At 61.3% G+C, this 22006-nt stretch carries 23 protein-coding genes and 1 pseudogene; 14 read left to right on the top strand and 10 right to left on the bottom strand.

Annotated elements, in window-relative coordinates; genetic code table 11:
* Positions 1–17: 17 nt before the first annotated feature.
* Positions 18–911 carry a LysR substrate-binding domain-containing protein gene (locus ACIOYV_RS01340; RefSeq protein WP_401320167.1) on the top strand — a complete coding sequence of 298 codons (894 nt, stop codon included), beginning with the start codon at positions 18–20 and terminating at the stop codon, positions 909–911.
* Positions 912–1048: 137 nt separating this feature from the next.
* Here the strand turns inward: ACIOYV_RS01340 and ACIOYV_RS01335 are convergent, their stop codons facing one another.
* From ACIOYV_RS01335 to ACIOYV_RS01325, 3 genes are all read right to left on the bottom strand, one after another.
* Complete coding sequence (locus ACIOYV_RS01335) at positions 1049–2371, bottom strand: Nramp family divalent metal transporter (RefSeq protein WP_401320165.1); 1323 nt, start codon at positions 2369–2371, stop codon at positions 1049–1051.
* A gap of 75 nt (positions 2372–2446) precedes the next feature.
* Positions 2447–2977, bottom strand: a complete 531-nt coding sequence (locus ACIOYV_RS01330; protein WP_401320162.1) for a DUF3833 domain-containing protein — start codon at positions 2975–2977, stop codon at positions 2447–2449.
* Positions 2978–2987: 10 nt separating this feature from the next.
* Positions 2988–3515 (bottom strand): chalcone isomerase family protein, encoded by a 528-nt coding sequence (locus ACIOYV_RS01325; protein ID WP_401320159.1) that lies wholly within the window; start codon positions 3513–3515, stop codon positions 2988–2990.
* 164 nt (positions 3516–3679) lie between these two features.
* Between ACIOYV_RS01325 and ACIOYV_RS01320 the strand changes: the two genes are divergently transcribed.
* From ACIOYV_RS01320 to ACIOYV_RS01310, 3 genes are all read left to right on the top strand, one after another.
* Positions 3680–4465: a hypothetical protein gene (locus ACIOYV_RS01320; protein ID WP_401320156.1), complete on the top strand. Its 786-nt coding sequence runs from the start codon at positions 3680–3682 to the stop codon at positions 4463–4465.
* Between the two features lie 80 nt (positions 4466–4545).
* Positions 4546–5220 (top strand): glutathione S-transferase family protein, encoded by a 675-nt coding sequence (locus ACIOYV_RS01315; RefSeq protein WP_401320154.1) that lies wholly within the window; start codon positions 4546–4548, stop codon positions 5218–5220.
* A 215-nt stretch (positions 5221–5435) separates the two neighbouring features.
* Positions 5436–6002 (top strand): hypothetical protein, encoded by a 567-nt coding sequence (locus ACIOYV_RS01310; protein ID WP_290029597.1) that lies wholly within the window; start codon positions 5436–5438, stop codon positions 6000–6002.
* Between the two features lie 4 nt (positions 6003–6006).
* Here the strand turns inward: ACIOYV_RS01310 and ACIOYV_RS01305 are convergent, their stop codons facing one another.
* The 3 genes from ACIOYV_RS01305 to ACIOYV_RS01295 all read right to left on the bottom strand — a co-directional run bounded on the left by ACIOYV_RS01305 (position 6007) and on the right by ACIOYV_RS01295 (position 8998).
* The gene (locus tag ACIOYV_RS01305) at positions 6007–6723 is read right to left on the bottom strand and encodes an alpha/beta hydrolase (protein WP_401320152.1); all 717 of its coding nucleotides are present in this window, start codon (positions 6721–6723) and stop codon (positions 6007–6009) included.
* Between the two features lie 175 nt (positions 6724–6898).
* A complete protein-coding gene (locus ACIOYV_RS01300) occupies positions 6899–8011 on the bottom strand; it encodes a M14 family metallopeptidase (protein WP_163914124.1) in 1113 nt (370 codons plus the stop codon).
* A gap of 204 nt (positions 8012–8215) precedes the next feature.
* Positions 8216–8998 (bottom strand): ABC transporter substrate-binding protein, encoded by a 783-nt coding sequence (locus ACIOYV_RS01295; protein ID WP_163914122.1) that lies wholly within the window; start codon positions 8996–8998, stop codon positions 8216–8218.
* 354 nt (positions 8999–9352) lie between these two features.
* On the opposite strand from ACIOYV_RS01295, the gene ACIOYV_RS01290 reads away from it, so the two are divergent.
* On the top strand, positions 9353–9991 hold the full coding sequence (locus ACIOYV_RS01290; protein ID WP_401320148.1) for a type 1 glutamine amidotransferase: 639 nt from the start codon (positions 9353–9355) through the stop codon (positions 9989–9991).
* Between the two features lie 151 nt (positions 9992–10142).
* Here the strand turns inward: ACIOYV_RS01290 and ACIOYV_RS01285 are convergent, their stop codons facing one another.
* Entirely contained in the window at positions 10143–10568 is a 426-nt protein-coding gene (locus ACIOYV_RS01285) for a rhodanese-like domain-containing protein (RefSeq protein WP_401320147.1), read from the bottom strand.
* 100 nt (positions 10569–10668) lie between these two features.
* On the opposite strand from ACIOYV_RS01285, the gene ftrA reads away from it, so the two are divergent.
* Entirely contained in the window at positions 10669–11643 is a 975-nt protein-coding gene (gene ftrA, locus ACIOYV_RS01280; protein ID WP_401320145.1) for a transcriptional regulator FtrA, read from the top strand.
* Positions 11644–11752: 109 nt separating this feature from the next.
* Here ftrA and cobF read toward each other — a convergent pair whose 3' ends face one another.
* The 3 genes and pseudogenes from cobF to ACIOYV_RS01265 form a co-directional block, all read right to left on the bottom strand.
* A complete protein-coding gene (gene cobF / locus ACIOYV_RS01275) occupies positions 11753–12508 on the bottom strand; it encodes a precorrin-6A synthase (deacetylating) (protein ID WP_401320144.1) in 756 nt (251 codons plus the stop codon).
* The gene (locus ACIOYV_RS01270; RefSeq protein WP_265039226.1) at positions 12508–13080 is read right to left on the bottom strand and encodes a histidine phosphatase family protein; all 573 of its coding nucleotides are present in this window, start codon (positions 13078–13080) and stop codon (positions 12508–12510) included. Before ACIOYV_RS01270 ends, cobF begins: the two co-directional genes overlap by 1 nt.
* A gap of 89 nt (positions 13081–13169) precedes the next feature.
* A pseudogene (locus ACIOYV_RS01265) lies at positions 13170–13268 on the bottom strand (metal ABC transporter ATP-binding protein); the annotation flags it as partial.
* A 226-nt stretch (positions 13269–13494) separates the two neighbouring features.
* On the opposite strand from ACIOYV_RS01265, the gene ACIOYV_RS01260 reads away from it, so the two are divergent.
* From ACIOYV_RS01260 to ACIOYV_RS01225, 8 genes are all read left to right on the top strand, one after another.
* On the top strand, positions 13495–14349 hold the full coding sequence (locus ACIOYV_RS01260; protein ID WP_054051072.1) for a MurR/RpiR family transcriptional regulator: 855 nt from the start codon (positions 13495–13497) through the stop codon (positions 14347–14349).
* A gap of 2 nt (positions 14350–14351) precedes the next feature.
* A complete protein-coding gene (locus tag ACIOYV_RS01255; protein ID WP_054051069.1) occupies positions 14352–14996 on the top strand; it encodes a cysteine hydrolase family protein in 645 nt (214 codons plus the stop codon).
* Positions 14993–16321, top strand: coding sequence for a glutamine synthetase family protein (locus ACIOYV_RS01250; RefSeq protein ID WP_401320142.1), 1329 nt, complete (start codon positions 14993–14995; stop codon positions 16319–16321). Before ACIOYV_RS01255 ends, ACIOYV_RS01250 begins: the two co-directional genes overlap by 4 nt.
* Positions 16305–17057: an N-formylglutamate amidohydrolase gene (locus ACIOYV_RS01245; protein WP_401320140.1), complete on the top strand. Its 753-nt coding sequence runs from the start codon at positions 16305–16307 to the stop codon at positions 17055–17057. Before ACIOYV_RS01250 ends, ACIOYV_RS01245 begins: the two co-directional genes overlap by 17 nt.
* A 78-nt stretch (positions 17058–17135) precedes the next feature.
* Positions 17136–18485: an APC family permease gene (locus tag ACIOYV_RS01240; protein ID WP_401320138.1), complete on the top strand. Its 1350-nt coding sequence runs from the start codon at positions 17136–17138 to the stop codon at positions 18483–18485.
* A gap of 121 nt (positions 18486–18606) precedes the next feature.
* Positions 18607–19623, top strand: a complete 1017-nt coding sequence (locus ACIOYV_RS01235; protein WP_401320137.1) for an arginine N-succinyltransferase — start codon at positions 18607–18609, stop codon at positions 19621–19623.
* Positions 19624–19684: 61 nt separating this feature from the next.
* Complete coding sequence (gene astA, locus ACIOYV_RS01230; RefSeq protein WP_054051058.1) at positions 19685–20719, top strand: arginine N-succinyltransferase; 1035 nt, start codon at positions 19685–19687, stop codon at positions 20717–20719.
* Positions 20720–21090: 371 nt separating this feature from the next.
* Complete coding sequence (locus tag ACIOYV_RS01225; RefSeq protein WP_054051056.1) at positions 21091–21960, top strand: oxaloacetate decarboxylase; 870 nt, start codon at positions 21091–21093, stop codon at positions 21958–21960.
* Positions 21961–22006: the final 46 nt, after the last annotated feature.

Here is a 22006-nt window from a genome sequence, read left to right as displayed (position 1 = left end):
GCTATCAGGTGCCCGCTATGGAAACCCTCGCCAACCTCGAATCCTTTGTGCGCAGCGCCGAAACCGGCAGCTTTTCCGCCGCCGCGCGTTTGCTGGCGCTGACACCGGCTGCGGTCAGCCGCAACGTGGCGATGCTGGAACGCAACCTCGGTGTGCGGCTGTTCCAACGCTCGACCCGCAAACTGTCCCTGACTGAAGCCGGGGAGCGTTTTCTGGCGAGCATCGGCGGCAACCTGGAGGCGTTGCAGGCAGCGATCAGTGCCGTGAGCAGTGATCGCAGTGAGCCGGCGGGTGTGCTCAAAGTCAGCCTGGCGCCGACCTTTGGGATCGGGCATGTGCTGCCGTTGCTGCCGACGTTTCTGGCGCGTTATCCGTTGATTCGGCCAGAGTGGCATTTCGAGAATCGTCAGGTCGATTTGATTGCCGAAGGCTATGACGCGGCCATCGGTGGTGGTTTTGAGCTGACGCCCGGAGTCATCTCGCGGCGGTTGGCGGCGGCGGATATCGTCGCCGTGGCGTCACCGGCTTACCTGGCCGGACGCACCCTGCCCGTCACCCCGGCGGACTTGCTCGGCCACACCGGCATCGTGATGCGCGGCATTCGCACCGGGCGGATTCGTCAGTGGGTGATGCGCGATGGTGCGGGCCAGGAAGTGAGTGCTGCGCTGAATGAAAACATCGTCCTCAACGACCCGGCCGCCATGCGCGAAGCTGCGCTTTTGGGTCTGGGTGTGACGCTGCTGGTGTTGCCGGACGTGGTCACACAAATCCAGCGCGGTGAACTGGTGCGCCTGCTGCCGGACTGGCATGCCGACGCGGGGCCGATCTCGCTGTACTACCCTAGCCGCACGCTGATGCCAGCCAAGACCAGGGTGTTTATTGATTTTGTGATGGAAGCGTTTGGCGGATGACCGCGTTATCGTTCTTCGCGAGCAGGCTCGCTCCCACATTAAATTGATGTGCACATAGATCTTGAGTTCACTACAAATCAACTGTGGGAGCGGGCTTGCTCGCGAAGAGGCCAGCCCAGACAACATACCTCCTGGACTCAAACCACCAATTGCAAAATCAACCACGCATTCGCCGCGCTGATCACCGTAAACAGCCCCCACGCCAACACCCGCGTCGGCAGCCGATTCACAAACGGTCCCATCAGCTTCTGGTCGTTGGTCATGCTGATCAACGGGTACAGCGCAAACGGCAACTGCAAGCTCAACACCACCTGACTCATCACCAACAGCTTGCCAATCGCGTTGTCGCCCATCAGCCACACGCCGATGAACGCCGGGATCAGCGCCAGTCCGCGCGTAATCAATCGCCGCTGATAGCAAGGAATCCGCAGGTTCAGGTAACCCTCCATGATCACTTGCCCGGCGATGGTGCCGGTGAACGTCGAGCTCTGCCCCGAAGCCAGCAGCGCGACGCCAAACAGCACACTGGCCAATGCCCCGCCCACCAGCGGATCGAGCAAATGATAGGCGTCCTGGATGTCCACCACGTCGCTGTGCCCGGTGGTATGGAACGCGGCGGCCGCCAGAATCAGAATCGCCGCGTTGACCAGCAACGCCAGGGCCAGCGAGCCGATGGTGTCGATGCGCGCCAGTTTGACCGCGTCCTGTTTGCTGGCCAGGTCCTTGCCGATCATCCGGGTCTGCACGATCGAGGTGTGCAAATACAAGTTATGCGGCATCACCGTGGCCCCGAGAATACCGATGGCGATGTACAGCGGCGCCGCGTCGCCGATGGCCGACAGTGACGGGGTGAAGCCACGGGCGACGTCCGGCCAATAAGGTTTGATCAGCAACAACTCGACGAAGAAACACGCGCCGATGGTGCCGACCAGCACCAGCATGATCGCCTCAAGACGACGGAAACCACGGCTCTGCAAGGCCAGCACCAGCAGCGTGTCAAACGCAGTCAGGGCGATGCCGAAGGTCAGCGAACAGCCCAGCAGCAAATGGAACGCCAGGGCGCAGCCAAGCACTTCGGCAAGATCCGTGGCGATGATCGAGATTTCCGCCAGCACCCACTGGGTCCGCGCGGTGCGAGTGCTGTAGCGCTCGCGCGACAGTTGCGCCAGGTCACGTCCGGTGGCGATGCCCAATCGCGAGCACAAACACTGCACCACCATCCCCGCCAGGCTCGCCAGCAACACCACAAACAACAAGCTGTAGCCAAACCGCGAACCGGCCTCGATGGCCGTGGCCCAATTGCCCGGGTCCATGTAGCCGATCGACACCAGCAAACCGGGCCCGGCAAAACGCAGCATGCGCTTGAAGAACGTCGCATTCGGGTCAACGGCAACGCTGCCAACCACTTCCGGCGGGCAAAACGGCGCCGTGGCGATTTTGGGCAAAAAGCTGAATTTCACGCAAACATCCAGAAACAATTGGAAAGGCGCAGCTTAGACGGTTCGAGCCTCTTGAGGCTACACACCAAGCAGCTTCTACGAGGCCCCGTGCCGGCGGAAGAACAGCGTCACCTGACCCAGTTCGAAGCCGAGCTTGGTCATCGCCGAGCGATTGGCCATGGTGTTTTCGTCGAGCAGGTACATCCAGTCATCGAAATGCACCTGGTAGACCTTGTCGTCCACCGGCAGGCTGAGAATGTAGCGCCAGTGCAACGCGTTTCCGGCCACCTCGCCGCTCGACTCGCCGACCACATCGCCGGCCGTACCGCGCCAACGGCCAGGACCGTCCGGGTGCAGGGTCCAGACTCGAGTCTGTTTCGTGCCGTCGCTGTAGGTAAAGTCCTCGTGCATGATCAGATTCGGCCCGTCCATGCGGCTGTCGATCAGCACATGAAAGCGCTTGACCACCTCCCCCGAACGCTTCTGGAACATCCCCCAGCCATCCACCCGGCCGACAAAGAACCCCGGCAAATCGAGCTTGGGGTTTTGCTCGCTGTAGCGCTGTACATCGACGCCGCTGCAACCGGCCAGACAAACGAACAGCACCAGCAACAGTTTCTTCAACATGACGACGCCCTCAAGGCTTGGCGGTACCCAACAACTGCTGGCGCAACTCGGGGTTACGGGTGCGGGGATCGAGCCAGATGTCGAAAAAGGCTCGGGCGAATTGCGGGTCTTTCACTTCGTGTTGTAACTGCTGGCCGACAAAAAATCGCGCGCCCTGCCCTGGCAAATACACCCCGGTGATGCGCGTACCCGCCTCAACATCGACGAACGACTGTTGCATCTGCGCCTGCCAGCCGGCCAGTTGCGCGGCGCTGACCGAGGCGCCGGACAAGCGCTTGATCTCGTCGACGCTGGCCTGCACCAGATCCTCCCGGGAAATGCTGCGCTGGTAGATCAGCTCCAAGGCAAACGGCTGGTCCGGCGCCAGCGGTCGCGCCGCGCTCCAGAGCCGCGCGTTGTAGACATCGAAGCCGAATACTTTGAATTCACCGGCACCGATGATCCGCGCGCCGGGCACGCCATCCTGCCAATTGGCCAGTGCCTGGGCGCCAAGCAAGGCCAACAGCCAAAGACTGTGTCGTAGAAAGGATCTGTTCATGGCCGCTCGATGTACGCTGAAACCCTTGATAAAACTTATACGCAAATAGGGATTCTGTACAATTTTCTGGCCGGTGTTTTTGTATACAGGATTCAGCCATTTATAGAGCAATCCATCGCCCACAGTGCTAACGTTGCCGCCTCACACAGGTCGGAGGTGCGTGCGTGCTGATGCTCAAATTGCTGGTGATTCCCGGGTTCCTGCTGCTGATTTCCCTGGCGGGCAAACGCTGGGGACCAAGCGTGGCCGGTTGGTTGTCGGGGTTGCCGGTGGTGGTCGGGCCGATTCTGTTTTTCCTCGCCATCGAGCAAGGCCAAGTGTTCGCCGCCCAATCCGCGACGGCCGCACTGTCTGCAATGTTCGCGATGATTGCGTTCTGCGTGACCTACGCCCAAGTGGCGCAACGCGCTGGCTGGCCATCGGCGCTGGCGGTTTCCCTGTTGGTGTGGGCCGGCACCGCCGTGGTGCTGTCGGTGATTCCGCCGTCCCTGACGTTTTCGGTGATCGCGGCCGCTACTGCGCTGCTGGCCGCGCCGTACCTGTTTCCGTCGGTGCAACCGATTGTTTCCGGCCCCAAGCCCAAGTCCGACAAACTGCTGCTACGCATGGTCGCCGGCGCGCTGCTGACGTTGGCCGTGACGCTGTTGGCCAGCACCGTGGGCGAGCGCTGGAGCGGCTTGCTCGCGGTTTTCCCGGTACTCGGCAGCGTGATGGCGGTGTTTTCCCAGCAAACCCGTGGCCCCGCCTTCACCGCCGCATTGTTGCGCGCCACCGCCACCGGCATGTATTCGTTCGCGGCGTTCTGCCTGGTGCTGGCGCTGACCTTGCCCAGCCTCGGCCTACCGGCGTTCGGCCTCGGCGTGGCGGTGTCCGTGGGCATGCTCGGGGTAACCCGACGTTTACTGGCGAAACCGGCACCGACAACTCGTTCGATCACTTCGAACGAGTAGACCAACAACCTCGTACGTCAATCGAACGGGTTTCGCTCAACATCAGCCTCAGTTCAAACCCACTGACTGAGGCCTTCCCCATGAAATTCTTTTTCCACCCTTCGCCGAACCCGATGAAAGTCGCCCTGTTGCTTGAAGAGCTGCAAACGCCTTACGAGCTGATCGGCGTCGATACCTTCAAAGGCGAGCAACACTTGCTGGCGTTCCTGGCGATCAACCCGAACGCCAAGGTCCCGGCCCTGGTTGACGGCGATGCCACGGTGTTCGACTCCCAGGCGATCCTGCTGCACCTGGCGCAAAAGCATCAGCGTTTCCTGCCGACCAGCGTTGCCGGTCAGGCTGAGTTGCTGTCCTGGCTGATGTTCATCGCCACCGGCCTGTCGCCGTTTTCCGGCCAAGCCGTGCACTTCCTGCACCACGCACCGGAAGACCTGGCTTATGCGAAAAACCGTTACTTGAAAGAAGTTGAACGCCACTATCGCGTGCTCGACCAGCGCCTGGCCGAACATCAATACCTGGCCGGCGACACCTACAGCATCGCCGACATGGCGCTCTGGGGCTGGGCCAACTATGCGCCGTACATCCTCGGCGAAAACGGTCTGGCGGCGTATCCGAACGTCAAGCGCCTGTTCGACGAAATCAGCGCGCGGCCGGCGGCCCAGCGTGCTCACGGCTTGAAAGAGCAACTGGTGCTCAAGGCAGAATTCGACGAAGAAACCCGTCGTAACCTGTTTCCGCAGAATCAGGCGTCATAACGGCAACCCGTAGCAGCTGTCGAGCCCCAGCGAGACTGCGTTCGGCGGCGAAGCCGTCGTGAAATCCGGCACCGCGGTGTTTCAGGATGACCGTGCATGCCGGGTTTACGACGGCTTCGCCGCCGAACGCAGCCTCGCTGGGGCTCGACAGCTGCTACGGGGGGGCATTCCGTGGGATGATCGCCCCCTAGCGCGATTATCCCCGGAGAGTTTCAATGTCATTGTTCAGTAAAAAAGCCGTTGTCCTGTTGCTGACGGCGGTTGCCAGCCTGGGGGCGTTGAATGCTTACGCCGCCAAAGCCAAGACCAGCGATGGCGCGCCGATCAAAGTTTCGATGCTCAGCGGCAAGTTCACCTTCACCTTGCCCAAGGGCTTCGTCGCCAACCCGCTGCCGCCTGGTGCGACTGGCGCAACGGGCACCATGTACGCCAACGAGACAACCAAAACCGTAGTGATCGCCGCGGAAAACAACCTGGCGCCGGGCGTCAACGTCAAAGATAACGACGGCGAATTCCTCGACACCACCGCCGCCGACTTCGACGTGGCTGAACACAAGAATCTGCCGGACTTCAACAAACTCAGCGAAAAAAGCCTGACGATGAAAGGCACCGGCCTGGGCCTGCGCCAGGTGGACAGCACCGCCACCCAGGGCGGCGGCAAGACCCTCAACACCACGCTGATGGCCGGTTCCGGCAACCGGATGGCGGTGATTCAGATCATCTCGCGCCCGAGCGACAAGGCTGGCCACGACACGCTGGTCAAGCAGATCACCGGCAAGTAAATGCTCAGGGATTCAGCCGCTGAAGCCAGGTGTTCAAGTCCTGGATTTCGGCGGCGCTGATGCTGTGGCCCAGGCCTGCGTAGGTATGAAACTCCGGCTTGAGTGAGAGTTTCTGCAACAAGCTGTTGGCCGCCGTGCCATCGACTACCGGCAAGCGTTTGTCCTCGGTGCCATGCCCGATGAAAATCGCCAGCGACTGGCGTTTTTCATCCGGTTTCAGCTCCGATTTGAGCACCGGCAGAATCCGCCCGCTCAACGCGGCAATCCCGCCCATGGCTTCGGGATGACGCAAGCCGACCTCGTAGGACATGATCGCGCCCTGGCTGAACCCCACCAGAAACACCTTGCTGGCGTCGGTGTGATATTTCTTCGCCGCCTGACCGATGAAATCCAGCAACACCTTGCCGCTGGTCTTCAGATCATCGGTTTCACCGTTGTAGGCGCCTTCGCCTTTCTTGCGAAACCACTGGTAACTGTCCGCATCCAGCGCCACCGGCGCCTGCACCGACAGGTAATTGTATTGCGCTGGCAGTTCGTCCTTGATCCCGAACAGGTCCCGCTCGTTACTGCCATAACCGTGGAGGAAAATCACCAGTGGCTGGTTGTGCGAATCGGGGTTGGCCTGCTCGAGGTATTTGAGCGGCAGATCAGTGTTCAGCGGGGTTTGAGCGTGGACCGTGGCAGACGCCAGGAGCATGAACAGCGCGAAAAACTTCAGCATAAACCTTCCTTCACAGGGGGGCAGGATTCGGGGGATACCCTAACACCACAAATATTTTTGGTGTGGCGGATGCCGCCTTCGCGGGCAAGCCTCGCTCCTACATTTTTGACCGCATTCCAATGTAGGAGCGAGGCTTGCCCGCGAAGAGGCCCCGACAGCCAACGAAGATCCAGGATCAATCGTTGGTCAACTTCCCAACCCGAAACGGCACCCGCCCCGCCACTTTCGCCTGCCACGTCCCCGGCTGGGTATAGCGCCCGCGATCAATCGCAAACAGCACGCCACTGGTCCCGGCCCGCACGGTCGTGACCCGATCGTTCAACGGATCGACCACTTCAAACAACGCATCGCCCTGCTCCACCCATTCGCCCGCCTCGCGCAGAAAACTGACCACGCCATGGTGCGGGGCGAACAGGTATTCCGTGCCGGCGAACGGCATGCCTTCGCAGCACTCGCTCGGCGCCGCCGGCCAGGTGCCGCTGATAAAACCCTGTTCTGCGAGAAAGCCCAGAATCGCCTCGCAATTGGCTTGAGCCTGATCGACCCGGGTGTCGCCCATGCTGCCCAGCTCCACAGTGGTGGCGAGGTTCGCTGGCGGAATCGCCGCTTCCGGGAAGGTCCGCGCCAGACGCAACCACGGCGTCGAGCAGGATTCGTCGAACGAGCTGCCGCCGGAGTCTTCACAGAGCAATGCCACACCCGCCTTCAAGCGTGCCGCCAGGGACTGCCACTGCGGCCAGTGCTGCGGCAACGCATACACATGAATCGCCGCGTCGAAGTCGCAATGCAAATCGAGGGTGACGTCGGCGTCGCAGGCGTGGCGCAACAGCAAGCGGTGCATGGCTTCCAGTTGCGAAGCCGGGGCCGGCAGACCGTCGAGCACCTGGCCCATGGTCTGACGGATCAGCGCGATATTGGCCTCGGCGTCATCACCCAATTGGCCACCGATCAACGCGGCGACCGGCTCACTCAGCTCGACAAACGCACGGTTAAAGTTCTTGCCGCTGCCCAGCTCGAACCGTCCCATGTGCGCACCTTGCAGGTGCTGATCGAGTCCGATCGGGTTGGCCACTGGCACCAGTTCGATTACGCCTTGCAACTGGCCTTGGGTTTCGAGTTCGGCCAGGCGTTTTTTCAGTTCCCATGCGGTGCGCATGCCGGGCAATTCGTCGGCGTGCAGGCTGGCCTGAATGTAGACCTTGCGAGTGCCGGCGCCATAACGAAACACACTGAGGGTGCGCTCGGTGCCGAGGTGGCTCCAGGGCAGTGGGTGGTCGATGCGTTGCATGGGTAACTCCTGAATATCAGGGTAGTGAGGTCCCCTGTGGGAGCGAGCTTGCTCGCGATGAGGCCCTGTCGGCCAACATTGATGTTGCCTGACAAACCGCCATCGCGAGCAAGCTCGCTCCCACAGGGGATCTCATTCCAATTAAAAAGGACACAAAAAAAATGGCCACCGCGTCAACGGTAGCCACTTTTTCACACGGCTGGATTACTCGCCGCCGTACACATCAAAATTGAAGTATTTGTCCTGCACTTGCTTGTACTTGCCGTTGGCGCGGATCTCGGTGATGGCGGTGCTGAATTGGTCTGCCAGCGCCTTGTCACCCTTGCGCACCGCGATACCGGCGCCGCCGCCGAAGTACTTGGCGTCTTCGTAGGTCGGGCCAACGAAAGCGAAACCTTTACCGGCGTCGGTTTTCAGGAAACCGTCGTCCAGGTTGACCGAGTCAGCCAGCATCGCGTCGAGGCGGCCGGAGACCATGTCCAGGTTGGCTTCCTGCTGGGAACCGTAGCGCACCAGGATAATCCCGGCCGGTTGCAGCACTTCAGTGGCGAAGCGGTCGTGGGTACTGGCGCGCAGTACACCGACTTTCTTGCCCTTGAGTTCGGTCAGCGGGTCCTTGACGTCGGTGCCTTCCTTCATCACGAAGCGCGCCGGGGTGTGGTAGTACTTGATGGTGAAATCGACGTTTTTCTTGCGGTCGTCAGTGATGGTCATGGACGACAGGATCGCGTCGATTTTCTTCACTTTCAGGGCCGGGATCAGGCCGTCGAACTCTTGCTCGACCCACACGCACTTCACTTTCATCTGCTCGCACAGCGCGTCGCCGATATCGACGTCGAAACCGGTGAGTTTGCCGTCAGGAGTTTTCATCGAGAATGGCGGGTAACCGGCTTCGATACCGATGCGGATCGGCTTGGCGTCTTCGGCCACAGCGGTCAGGGACAACATCGACAGTGCCAGGGCACCGAACATCACTAGCTTCTTCATTTATAACTCCTGTGTGCGGAGGCTTTTATTGGCAGCTTTCGATTGGTCGCTTTCGGTCGGTGCTCTTGTGGAGAACCCCGAAGTGGCCGGCAGTCTAGAGCGGCTACAGGAGGGCGAATTATGTTTAAGCGACAAATACTTATAAAAAAGTAACTGACCGATTGGCTCGTTCAAACCCTTGCGCCAGAGCGGTGCAAAGACTGTAGGACAAGCCTCGTTTTCAGATAAAACCTACGGGGTTCGGGTGTTTATCCGACTGAAGAGTCGCAACGAAAACCGGCGCCAAGCGTCACTGGCGATGACCGATGTTTTGCTGCACATTGAGCGCCATCTGCTTCCAATCCGAGAACCCCGATGCCTGAGCTCAACCTGATCCAGCACCACCCCGCCGAAGGTCCCGGTGCCATTGCCGAATGGGCGAAGCTGCGCTGGATCTCGTTGAATGTCTTTCGCGCCGATCTCGGGCAGTTGCCGCCAGTCAGTGCGGCTCCGGTGATCCTGCTGGGAGGGCCTTACGAATCCAATGCCGGGCCTGAATGGCTGGAAGATGAACGCCAGTGGCTGGCCGCCAGCCTGGAGCAAGGCGCGGCGGTGTTCGCCATTTGCCTGGGGGCGCAGCTGTTGGCCTTGAGCCTGGGCGGGAGCGTGCGGCGCATGGCGCGTCCTGAAACGGGCTGGACCCGAGTGAGCTTTGCGGATGGCCAGGTGTTGAACGTGCTGGAGTGGCATGAAGACGCGATCGACTTGCCGCCGGGGGCGCAGTTGCTGGCCAGCAGTGAGGCGTGCGAGCAGCAGATGTATCGGGTCGGGCCGACGCGGGTCGGGTTACAGTTTCACCCGGAGTGGGATGCGCGATCGGTGGTTTTGCTGAATGAGCATTTCGGTGATGAATCGCCGTTGCCGCGCGGGCAGGATGATGGCGTCGAGCATGCGGCGGTGTTTGAGTGGCTGCGGGGGACGCTGGATCAATGGTGGGCAGTTACATTGAACTGACGGTGAAACGCTTTTGTGGCGAGGGGGCTTGCCCCCGTTGGAGTGCGCAGCGCTCCCAAAAATTTTCGACAACAGCTGGGATTTTTGGGGCTGCTGCGCAACCCAACGGGGGCAAGCCCCCTCGCCACAATTGATTAGTTGTGTCTGGGGATCAGCATTCACAACCAATAGGCGTACGCGCCGCCTCGACGCTCAACTCAAACCCCTCATCCAGCCAGCCCGTCACCCCGCCGATCATTTCCTTGACCGGGTAACCCAGCGCCGCCAGTTTCACTGCAGCCTTGTTCGCGCCGTTGCAGTGTGGACCGGCGCAATAGACCACGAACACCGTGGATGTGGGATAAGCCGCCAACGTCTCGGTGGTCATCAACCGCCCCGGAATATTGATCGCCCCCGGCACATGCCCCCGCTCAAAGGCCAACGGGCCGCGTGTATCCACCAGAACAAAATCCACCTCGCCGGCCTGCTGGCTGCCGAACACGTCGGAACAATCGGTTTCAAAGGTCAGGCGATTGCTGAAATGCATCAGGGCAATGGCCGACGGGGCTGCGGGAATCGCGCGTACCAGGCTGGTCATGGGGTGTAGTCCTTTTCTCGGTGGGTGTAGGCAGACTTTATCTGCCCGCCGCTTGCCGCTACAGTGGCGCACAAGACACTCACCGGGAACTTTCCGCCAAATGCAGACCAACCCTGGATTAGTCGCGATCCTGGCCTACGACGGCCTGTGCACCTTTGAGTTTGGCATCGCCGTGGAGATCTTCGGCCTGGCCCGACCGGAGTTCGATTTCCCGTGGTACGAACATCAGATCGCCGCCGTGGATACAGGCCCGATGCGCGCCATGGGCGGCATTCAAGTGCTGGCCGACGGCGGCATGGAATTGCTGGAAAGCGCCCGAACCATCATCGTTCCCGGTTGGCGCGACCGTCAGACGCCAGTGCCGGAAGCACTGCTTTCTGCGTTACGGCTGGCCCACGCGAGAGGCGCGCGGCTGCTGTCGATCTGCTCCGGGGTGTTTGTGCTGGCAGCCACCGGGTTGCTCGACGGTCACCGCGCCACCACGCATTGGCGCTACACCCATGAACTGGCCGAGCGTTTCCCGAACATTCTGGTGGACCCGGACGTGCTCTACGTCGACTCGGGCCAGTTGATCACCTCGGCCGGCAGCGCGGCGGGGATCGATGCCTGCCTGCATCTGGTGGCGCGGGACTTTGGCACTCAGGTGGCCAACTCGGTGGCGCGGCGGCTGGTGATGTCGCCGCAACGCACCGGCGGTCAGGCGCAGTTTATTCCTACACCGGTCAGTCCGACGCCCCGCAGCGATTTGTCCCGCGTCATGCAATGGGCTCGGGAGCGTTTGCACGAACCGCTGGAAGTGCGCGACCTGGCCAGCGAGGCGGCGATGAGCGAGCGCACCTTCCTGCGCCGTTTCACCGAAGCCAGCGGCCAGTCGCCCAAGACATGGTTACAACATCAACGCCTGGCGCGGGCGCGGGAGTTGCTGGAAAGCACGGGCGACAACACCGAGCAGATTGCCGAGCGTTGTGGGTATCGGTCGGTGGAGAGTTTTCGAGTGGCGTTTCGCAGTGTGGTGGGGGTGCCGCCGTCGGTGTATCGGGAAAGGTTTGGGCGTGGGGTTCAGGCCAGTTTTTGAGGTGTTCTTTCGGGCGCCTTCGCGGGCAAGCCTCGCTCCTACAGGATCGCCGCTAACCTTGTAGGAGCGAGGCTCGCCCGCGAAGGCGTCAGCCCAGACACCGCCAACCTCAAGGCTTACGCAACAAATAGGTATCCATAATCCACCCATTAGCCAGCCGCGCGGCCTTGCGCACTCGCTCGATCTCATCCGCCACATCTTTCAACTTGCCGCTGATGAGGATTTCATCCGGCGTGCCCAGGTAGGCTCCCCAGTAAATCTCTATCTCCTGATCCGCCACTTGATGGTAGGAATCTTCCGCATCGAGCATCACCACCAGACTGTCGGCATCACTCACCTGCCCCGCCGCCAGTCGCCGGCCGGTGGTGATTTCAATCGAGCGACCGATGCGATTCAGCGGCACCTTGTGTTGCGCCGCCAAGGCCTGGACGCTGGTGATGCCGGGGATGACTTCGAATTCGAACTCACAGCGACCCGAGGCCAGAATCGCCTGCAAGATGCGCACGGTGCTGTCGTACAGCGCCGGGTCGCCCCACACCAGGAAACCACCGCACTGGCCGTCGGACAATTCCTCGTTGATCAGCCGCTCGAAGGTCTGCTGCTTGGCCAGGTTCAGATCATCGACACTGGCCTTGTAGTCCACATCACCACGCTCGCGCTCCGGACTGTGAGCTTCGACGAAGCGGTAGGCGTGATCGGTGATGTAGCGCTCACAGATTTCCCGGCGCAGGTCGATCAGTTTGTCTTTGCTCTGGCCCTTGTCCATGAGGAAAAACACGTCTGCGCGATTCAACGCCTTTACCGCCTGCATCGTAATGTAGTCCGGGTTACCGGCGCCGATGCCGATGACCAGCAATGTTTTCATCAAAAGCCTCCGTCAGCGTCAGTGCTCATCAAGCGTAGCCGCCAGCGTCCGGTGAACCGCAGTTCGATGGCGGATAACGGTTCGACATCAATCAGGTTGAACGCCGTGCTTTGCAGTACGTGGGTCAATACCGCGCGAACAACATAAGGATGGGTAATCGCGATGATGTCGCCGGGCGTTGTCTCCAGAGTCGCCAGCCAGGCGGCCGCGCGCTCACCAAGTTGCACCACCGACTCGCCACCGTGGGGCGCGGAATGCGGGTCTTCGAGCCAGGCTTGGAGCGCTTCTGGCTCGGTTTTTTGCAGCTCACTGATGCGCTGACCTTGCCAGCGCCCGAAATCACAATCGCGCAAAGCGTCGACGATGTGCGCATCGCTGCCGAACAGCTCGGCGGTCTGGCGAGTGCGGGCTTCGGGGCCACAGAGCAGGCGCGGCGGGATCTTGGAGGATCCGCTCCGCGAACACTTGGCCGATTGCCAAACCATTTCAACCGGCTCATCCGTAGGAAAACGCGCCAGTTTTTGTGCGACGGTTCGGGCGTGACAAATCAGGGTCAATCGGGTCGCCTGCACGGGCAATTACTCTTTTTATGGGTAGGCAAGCGGCAACACACCGCAAACAAGTGATCGATTGTGCAGCAAGACAGTCGGTCAAGGCACAAAACCTGTGGGAGCGGGCTTGCTCGCGAAAGCGGTGTGTCAGTCAGTATTGATGCTGCCTGACACACCGCTTTCGCGAGCAAGCCCGCTCCCACAGGGATTTATTTCATTTCAGGCATGGAAAGGGGTGATCTCCGACACTGATATGGGCAATGTCCTACACACTCTGTCGACATCCGCGTAGCCCTTGTTACACGGGCATTTCGCCCCGTTTCAACACCTCGCCATTGCGTGTAAAAATTCACTAGACATGTAGCGTGAGTTACATAAATACTGTTTTAGCGAATTGTGAAATAAAACCGACACACCCATCCAGCAGGAGCCCGGATGCCCCCCCTTAGAGACCTGATCACCGATCCCGGCCTGGACCTTACGCCGTCGGAACGCAAAGTCATCCGCGCCTTGCTGGACCAGTACCCGCGTAACGGACTGGGCCCGATGTCGCGTCTGGCCGAACATGCCGGTGTCAGCGATCCGACCATTGTGCGGCTGGTGAAAAAACTCGGTTTTGGCGGTTACGCCGAATTCCAGGATGCGCTGCTCAGCGACATGGACCATCGCCTGCGCTCCCCCAGCACCCTGTTGCAACCCCGTTCGCACCTGCAAAAAGACGATCCGTGGAGCCATTATCTGGCGGAAACCCATCGTTCCCTGGTCGAAACCCAGGCCCTGACCCAACCCGAAGATGTACGGATACTGGTGGAATGGCTGCTCGACGTGCGCCATCAGGTGCATTGCTTCGGCGGACGCTTCAGCAGCTTCCTCGCCAACTATTTGCTCAACCATTTGCGCCTGTTGCGCCCCGGGTGTTTCGCCCTGGAAGACAACGCCCAGTTGCCGGACCGCTTGTTCGACGTGCAGCGCCAGGACGTGGTGCTGGTGTTCGACTATCGCCGCTACCAGTCCCAAGCCCTGCGAGTCGCCAGTGCGGCGAAAAATCGCTATGCGCGAGTGGTGCTGTTCACTGACATCTACGCCTCGCCGCTGCGGGAAATGGCCGACCTGATCATCAGTGCGCCCGTAGAGTCAGTCTCGGCATTCGACAGCATGGTCCCGGCGCTGGCGCAGATTGAAGCACTGATTGCCTGCCTGACCCTGCGCAGCCCGGATCTGGCCGATCGCCTGGAAGGCATCGACAACCTGCGCTCTGACTTCGACACCCACCTGCTGGAGGAAAAATAAGGATGTTTACGCTCCCCCACCGCTCGCCACGTGACCTGCCCTTTGTCACCGGCCACACCGCGCTGTTGCTGGTCGACATGCAACGAGCCTGGCTCGAACCGCAGTTCGACCCGCACCTCAACGACCCGGATGCCGAGTATTTCCTGACCCGCACCCACATGCAGGTGGTGCCCAATCAGCGGCGGTTGCTCAGCGCTTTTCGCGGTGCCCGGCAGAACGTGCTGCACACCCTGATCGAAAGCCTCACCGCCGATGGCCGCGACCGTTCGCTGGACCACAAACTCTCGGACATGCACCTGCCCAAGGGCAGCCCGCAGGCGCGGATCATCGACGACCTGACGCCGACGGAAAACGAAGTCGTGCTGCCCAAGACGTCCTCGGGAGTCTTCAACTCCACCAACATCGACTACGTGCTGCGCAACCTTGAGGTCCGGCATCTGGTGATTGCCGGCATCGTCACCGATCAGTGCGTGGACATGGCCGTGCGTGACGCCGCCGACCGCGGCTACCTGGTAACCCTGGTGGAAGACGCCTGCGCGACTTACACCCCGGAGCGGCATCAGGCCTGCCTCAACGCGATCAAGGGTTATTGCTGGATCACCGATACCCACACCGTGCTCGGCCGTTTGCAGGAGATGCAGCCATGAGTGCGCGCCTGTTGCCAGTGCCGATGACCACGATCGTCACCACCGACCTGATCGGCGTGACCCGCGGCCGTTCCTTTCCAACCGACGAACTGGAGCACTATCAAGCCGTCGGTTGCGGCTGGGTGCCGGCCAACAGCGCGTTGACCCCGCAAGACGTCATCGCCTCGACCAGCCCGTGGGGCGCCTACGGTGACTTGAGGTTGATTCCGGACTTGAGCAGCCGGGTCACGGTCAATAACGGCCCGGACGCCAATGCCCCAGCCCTGGATTTCATCCACGGTGACCTCTGCGAAACCGATGGCCGTCCGTGGGCGACCTGCCCGCGCACGCTGTTGCGCAACGAAGTGGAGCGCTATCGGGAGCTGGGCGTGCAGGTCAACGCCGCGTTCGAACACGAATTCAATCTGGACAGCGGCGATGTCGACTGTCGCGCGTTCTCCCTGGAAGCCCAGCGTCAGGGCGCCGAATTCGGTGGCTGGCTGCTCAGCGCGTTGCGTGCGGGTGGCGTCGAGCCAGAGATGTTCCTGCCGGAATACGGCAAGCATCAATACGAAATCACTTGCCGCCCGGCACTCGGTGTCGCCGCCGCCGATCGCGCGGTGAACGTGCGCGAGATCACCCGGGAAATCGCCCGGCAAATGGGCCTGGACCTGAGCTTTGCGCCAAAGACCTCCGAGCACGCGATGTGCAACGGCGTGCATTTGCACGTCAGCCTGCAAGACCTGGACGGGCAACCGCTGCTGTACGACGCCGGCACCACCAACGGCCTCTCGACCCTCGGCCAGCACTGGGCCGCCGGAATCCTGCATTACTTGCCGGCCCTCTGCGCCTTTACCGCGCCGACACCGGTGTCCTACGAGCGTTTGCAGCCCCATCACTGGAGCGCTTCCTACGCCTGCCTCGGCCAACGTAACCGCGAAGCAGCGCTGCGGATCTGCCCGACCGTGAGCCTGGGCAGCAAATCCGTGGCGGCGCAGTACAACCTGGAATTCCGCGCCATGGACGCCACGGCCTCGCCGCATCTGGCCATGGCCACGCTGCTGATCGCCGGGCGGCTGGGCATCGAACGACGCCTGGCGCTGAACGCCATCACTGATGAAATCCCCGACGCCTTGAACGAAGAACAACGTCAGGCGCGCGGCATTGTTGCCCTGCCCGCTTCGCTGCCCCAGGCCCTGGACTGCCTGCGCAACAGTGAAGCGCTGATCGAAGCCCTGCCCCAGGCACTGCTCGACTCTTATTTCGCCCTTAAAACCGAGGAACTGACGCTGACGGAACAGCTCTCGCCCGCCGACCTTTGTGAGCACTATGCCCGTTTGTACTGAATCCGTTGAACTGGGGCTCTACACCGAGCCCCCGTACTCCCTGAGCCGGGAAGACTCCGAGCACCCGTTGATTCTGGTGTGCGAACACGCCAGCCGTTTTATTCCGCCGGCGTTGAATGACCTGGGCCTGGACTATGAGGCCGCCCGCCAACACATCGCCTGGGACATCGGCGCTTTGGCGCTGGCGCAGCGCTTGTCCGAAATCCTCGGCGTGACCCTGCTGGCGGCGAATTATTCGCGGCTGTTGATCGACCTCAACAGGCCGCGCCACGCCCCGGACAGTATTCCGGGCCAAAGCGAGATCTATCAGGTGCCGGGCAACCAGCAACTCGATGAAGCCACCCGGGAACATCGTCGGCAGGCGCTGTTCAAGCCGTTTCACACACGCTTGCAAACCTTGATCGACGAGCGCGTGGCCCAGGGACAAGCGGTGCGTGTGGTGGGGATTCACAGTTTTACCCCGATTTATTATGGTCAGCCCCGGTCGCTGGAGGCCGGTGTGCTGTTCGGCGAATCCCGGCAATACGCCCAACGCATCATTGACGGACTGAGCCAGCATTCCCTTAAAGTGGCCGGCAACCAGCCGTACAAGATCGACCCGCTAGGGGACATGACCGTGCCGGTGCACGGCGATGCCCGTGGGCTGGAGTCGGTGTTGATCGAAGTGCGCAATGATCTGCTGCGCACACCTGAGACGATTCAACGCTGGGCCGGTTACCTCGCCCCGTTGCTGTAGGAAAAGTAAGAACGCTGTGGTTGTACCGACATAAAAACTAAAAAATCGACCGATGAGATGACAAGGAGAGCGGCATTCATGGAAATAGAAGCATTCGGCTACAAGCAGGAGTTGAAACGCAGCCTGACCCTGACGGATCTGGTGGTGTACGGGATGATCTTCATGATCCCCATCGCCCCGTTCGGTGTGTATGGCTACGTCAACGCCGAGGCACCGGGGATGGTGCCGCTGGCCTACATCATCGGCATGGTGGCCATGTTGTTCACCGCCCTGAGCTACGGCAGCATGGCCCGCGCTTTTCCGATTGCCGGCTCGGTTTATTCCTACGCCCAACGCGGCCTGAATCAACACGTCGGTTTCATCGCCGGTTGGCTGATGCTGCTCGATTACCTGCTGATCCCGCCGCTGCTGTACGTCTACGCGGCCATGGCGCTGAATCACTTGTACCCGGACATTCCGAAAGTCGGTTTCATCCTGGCGTTCCTGGTCAGCGCGACGTTTGTGAACCTGCGCGGCATCACCTTCACCGCGCGGATGAATATCGTGTTTCTGCTGGCGCAACTGGTGGTGCTGGGGATTTTCCTGTTCTACGCCTGGAATGCCCTGCACAGCGGCGGTGGTCATGGTGAGCTGACCCTGGCGCCGTTGTACAACCCGGAAACCTTCAACTTCGCCCTGCTGATGCAAGCAGTGTCGATTGCGGTGCTGTCGTTCCTCGGTTTTGATGCGATTTCCACCCTGGCCGAAGAGATCAAGGGCGACCCGGGCCGCAGCGTCGGCAAGGCTGCGCTGATTACCCTGGTGGTAATGGGCGTGATCTTCGTGGTGCAAACCTGGATCGCCACCGACCTGGCCGCCGGCATGGGCTTCAAGTCCGCCGACACAGCGTTCTATGAAATCGCCGAAATCGCTGCCGGCAGCTGGCTGGCGACCCTCACCGGCGTGGCCACGGCATTGGCCTGGGGCGTGGCGGTGGCCATCACTTCGCAAGCGGCTGTGTCGCGACTGCTGTTCGGCATGGCGCGGGACGGCAAACTGCCGAAAGCGCTGGCCAAGGTTCACCCGAAACACAACACGCCTTACATCAGCATTTACCTGGTGGCAGTGCTGTCGCTGGTGATCTGCTACTTGTTTATCAACTCGGTGGACACTCTCACCTCGCTGGTCAACTTCGGCGCGTTGAGCGGTTTCATGCTGCTGCACCTGACCGTGATCAACTACTACTGGCGTCGGCAGAAATCCGGCCAGGTGATCCGCCACCTGCTGTGCCCGGTGATCGGCTTCATCATCGTCGCGGCCATCATGTACAACATGGGCGTCGATGCACAGAAACTCGGCCTGATCTGGATTGCCCTGGGTCTGGTCTACGTGTTCTTCCTGAATAAGCTCGGCGCCAGCACGACGCTGCCCGACCCAAGCAACGTCTGACAAGAAAAAGGGCGGCGTCTGACAATAGATCAGGCGACCGCTGCTTCCACGCGTGGAAACCGACAGTGATAGTCAGGTTCGACGGCAAACCCGCCGAACCCATTGATACAGGAGTGCATCCATGCTGGTCTTACGCCCAGTCGAGTTAACCGACCTGCCTCAACTGCAACAACTGGCCCGTGACAGCCTGGTGGGCGTCACGTCCCTGCCGGATGACAGCGAACGCCTGCGCGAGAAGATTCTCGATTCCTGCGCCTCGTTCGACAAAGACGTTGAGGGCAATGGCCCGGAAAACTACTTTTTCGTCCTCGAAGAGCTGAGCACCGGACGTTTGACCGGGTGCTCGGAAGTCCTTGCCACCGCCGGTTTCAGCGAGCCGTTCTACAGCCTGCGCAACCGCCACTTCACCAGCGCCTCCCGGGAGCTGAACATCGAGCACGGCGTGCCGGCGCTGTCGTTGTGCCACGACCTCAGCGGCCATAGCTTGCTGCGCGGTTTCCACATTGATAGCGCACTGGTGCGCACGCCGTTTTCCGAGTTGCTGTCGCGGGCGCGGCTGTTGTTTATCGCGGCGCACCCGGCGCGTTTTTCCGACGCGGTGATCACCGAAATCGTCGGCTACAGCGATGAGCAGGGCCAATCGCCCTTTTGGGATGCCGTGGGCAAACACTTTTTCGACCTGCCCTATGTCGAGGCCGAAAGGCTGTGTGGCCTGGAGAGTCGCACCTTCCTCGCCGAACTGATGCCGCAATACCCGATCTACGTGCCGATGCTGCCCCAGGCCGCGCAGGACTGCATCGGCCGGATTCACCCGGACGGCCAGGAAGCGTTCGACATCCTGGAACGCGAAGGCTTCGAAACCAACAGCTACATCGACCTGTTCGATGGCGGCCCCACGCTGTATGCACGCACCGCCGGCATTCGCTCCATCGCCCGCAGCCACGCGGGCGCCGCGCAGTCTGTCGAGGCCATCGACGCTCGTGGTTGCTATCTGGTGAGCAATGATTCGCTAAGAAACTTCCGGGCCATCGTCGCCGAACTGGCCTACACCGCCGACCAACCGGTGAGCTTGAGCGCCGAGATGTGCGCCGCCCTGAACGTGAGCGACGGCAGCCCGATCCGGCTGATCGCCCTGTGAGCAACACCCGGCCCCGTGCCCAACGACAGCGCCCGAGCATGCGCGCACCAGGAGTTGCATCATGATTGTTCGTCCGGTTCACGTCACCGACCTGCCCGCCCTGCTGGCGCTGGTCAAAGAGGCCGGCCCCGGGTTCACCACCCTGCCGGCCAACGAGGAACGCCTGGGCCACCGCGTGCGCTGGTCCCAGCGCACCTTCGCCGAACAGGTCGAGCGTGCCGACGCCGATTACCTGTTCGTGCTCGAAGATGACGATCAGCGCGTGGTCGGGGTCAGTGCCCTGACTGGCGCGGTGGGCATGCGCGAACCCTGGTACAACTACCGGATCGGGTTGACGGTCAGTTCGTCGCCGGACCTGGGCATCCAGAAGCAGATCCCGACCTTGTTTCTGAACAACGAAATGACCGGCCAATCCGAACTCTGCTCGCTGTTCCTGCACCCCGACCAGCGTCAGGGCAACAATGGCCGGTTGCTGTCGTTGGGGCGGTTGTTGTTCGTCGCCGAGTACCCGCAACTGTTCGGCGAGAAACTCATCGCCGAACTGCGCGGCAGTGCCGACGAACACGGCAGTTCACCGTTCTGGGAGAGCCTGGGCCGGCACTTTTTCCAGATGGATTTCAGCTACGCCGATCATCTGTCGGGGCTGGGCCATAAATCGTTCATCGCCGAACTGATGCCGCGCCAGCCGCTATACACCTGCCTGCTCACCGAACAAGCCCAGGCCGTGATCGGCAAGGCGCACGCGAACACGCAACCGGCGCTGAAGATCCTCAACGCCGAGGGTTTTGCCCACAAGGACTACATCGACATCTTCGACGGCGGCCCGGTGATCGAAGCCCAGGTCCCGAAAATCCGCACCGTGCGCGACAGCCAGCCGCTGGTGCTGGGCATCGGCACACCGGACGACCAGGCCCCGGTGTGGCTGATCCACAACCGACGCATGGAAAATTGCCGCATCACCACCGCCAAGGCACGGCTGGTGGGCAACAGCCTGATCGTCGACCGCCTCACCGCCAAACGCCTGCAACTGCAACCGGGTAACTCGGTGCGGGCGGTTACGTTGTTGAATCAGGAACAGCAGGCTGTGGCGGCGTGATCAGCGTCTGAAGCCTCCCACATCCCTGTGGCGAGGGAGCTTGTCGGAATGCCGCACCATCCCGCTGGGCTGCGAAGCGGCCCCAAAACCGTCCACCTCTATCTTTCGTCATACCGAGTCGCCAGATTTGCGACTGCTCCGCAGCCGAACGGGGGCAAGCCCCCTCGCCACAAGCAAGCTCCCTCGCCACAGGTTATTCGTCGCCCGCACTATCACTTTCAAGGCAAGCCCCTAGCCACAAGGTGCGGTATCGATTCACCCGTCTGTAAATTCGTCATCCTATTGACCCCGCGCGCGTGATAGCCTTTTGTTCCTTCGGCGTTGACACTTTTGCTCAAGCCCTTCCATTCCAATGCAGTGGTGGAACTCATATGTCCAGGCTTTCCCATCAAGATTTGCGCCGTAACTTTCGCCAATTGCTGGCTTCCGACACGTGCTATCACACCGCTTCCGTGTTCGACCCGATGTCGGCGCGCATCGCCGCTGACCTGGGTTTTGAAGTCGGGATTCTTGGCGGCTCGGTCGCCTCGTTGCAGGTATTGGGCGCGCCAGACTTCGCGCTGATCACCCTGAGCGAATTCGCCGAACAGGCCACCCGCATCGGCCGCGTGGCCCAATTGCCAGTGATCGCCGACGCCGACCATGGTTACGGCAACGCATTGAACGTGATGCGCACCATCGTCGAACTCGAACGCGCCGGCATCGCCGCGCTGACCATCGAAGACACCCTGTTGCCGGCCCAATTCGGCCGCAAGTCCACCGACCTGATCGGCGTGGCCGAAGGCGTCGGCAAGATTCGCGCAGCGCTGGAAGCCCGGGTCGACAGTGAAATGGCGATCATCGCCCGCACCAATGCGGGGATCCTGCCGATCCAGGAAATCATCAGCCGCACCCAGCAATACCAGAACGCCGGGGCCGACGGGATCTGCATGGTCGGCGTGCAGGACTTCGACCAACTGGAAAAAATAGCCGAGCACCTGAGCGTGCCGCTGATGCTGGTCACCTACGGCAACCCGGCCCTGCGCGACGACAAGCGCCTGGCAGAACTGGGTGTTCGCGTGACCATCGACGGGCATGGCGCCTACTTCGCGGCGATCAAGGCGACGTACGACAGCTTGCGCGAACAACGCCAGATCTTCACCCAGGCCTCGGACCTGAGCGCGACCGAACTGACGCATACCTACACGCAGCCTGAGGATTACATTCGTTGGGCGGAAGAGTTTATGCGCGTCAAGGAGTGAGGGCGTGAGCCGGCAGGACGCCTTCGCGAGCAAGCTCGCTCCCACA

This window comes from Pseudomonas sp. NPDC087342, from assembly GCF_044744265.1.
Taxonomy (GTDB): domain Bacteria; phylum Pseudomonadota; class Gammaproteobacteria; order Pseudomonadales; family Pseudomonadaceae; genus Aquipseudomonas; species Aquipseudomonas nunensis.
Note: the sequence above shows the minus strand (reverse complement) of the source record. Positions and strands in the feature narration are given on the sequence as shown.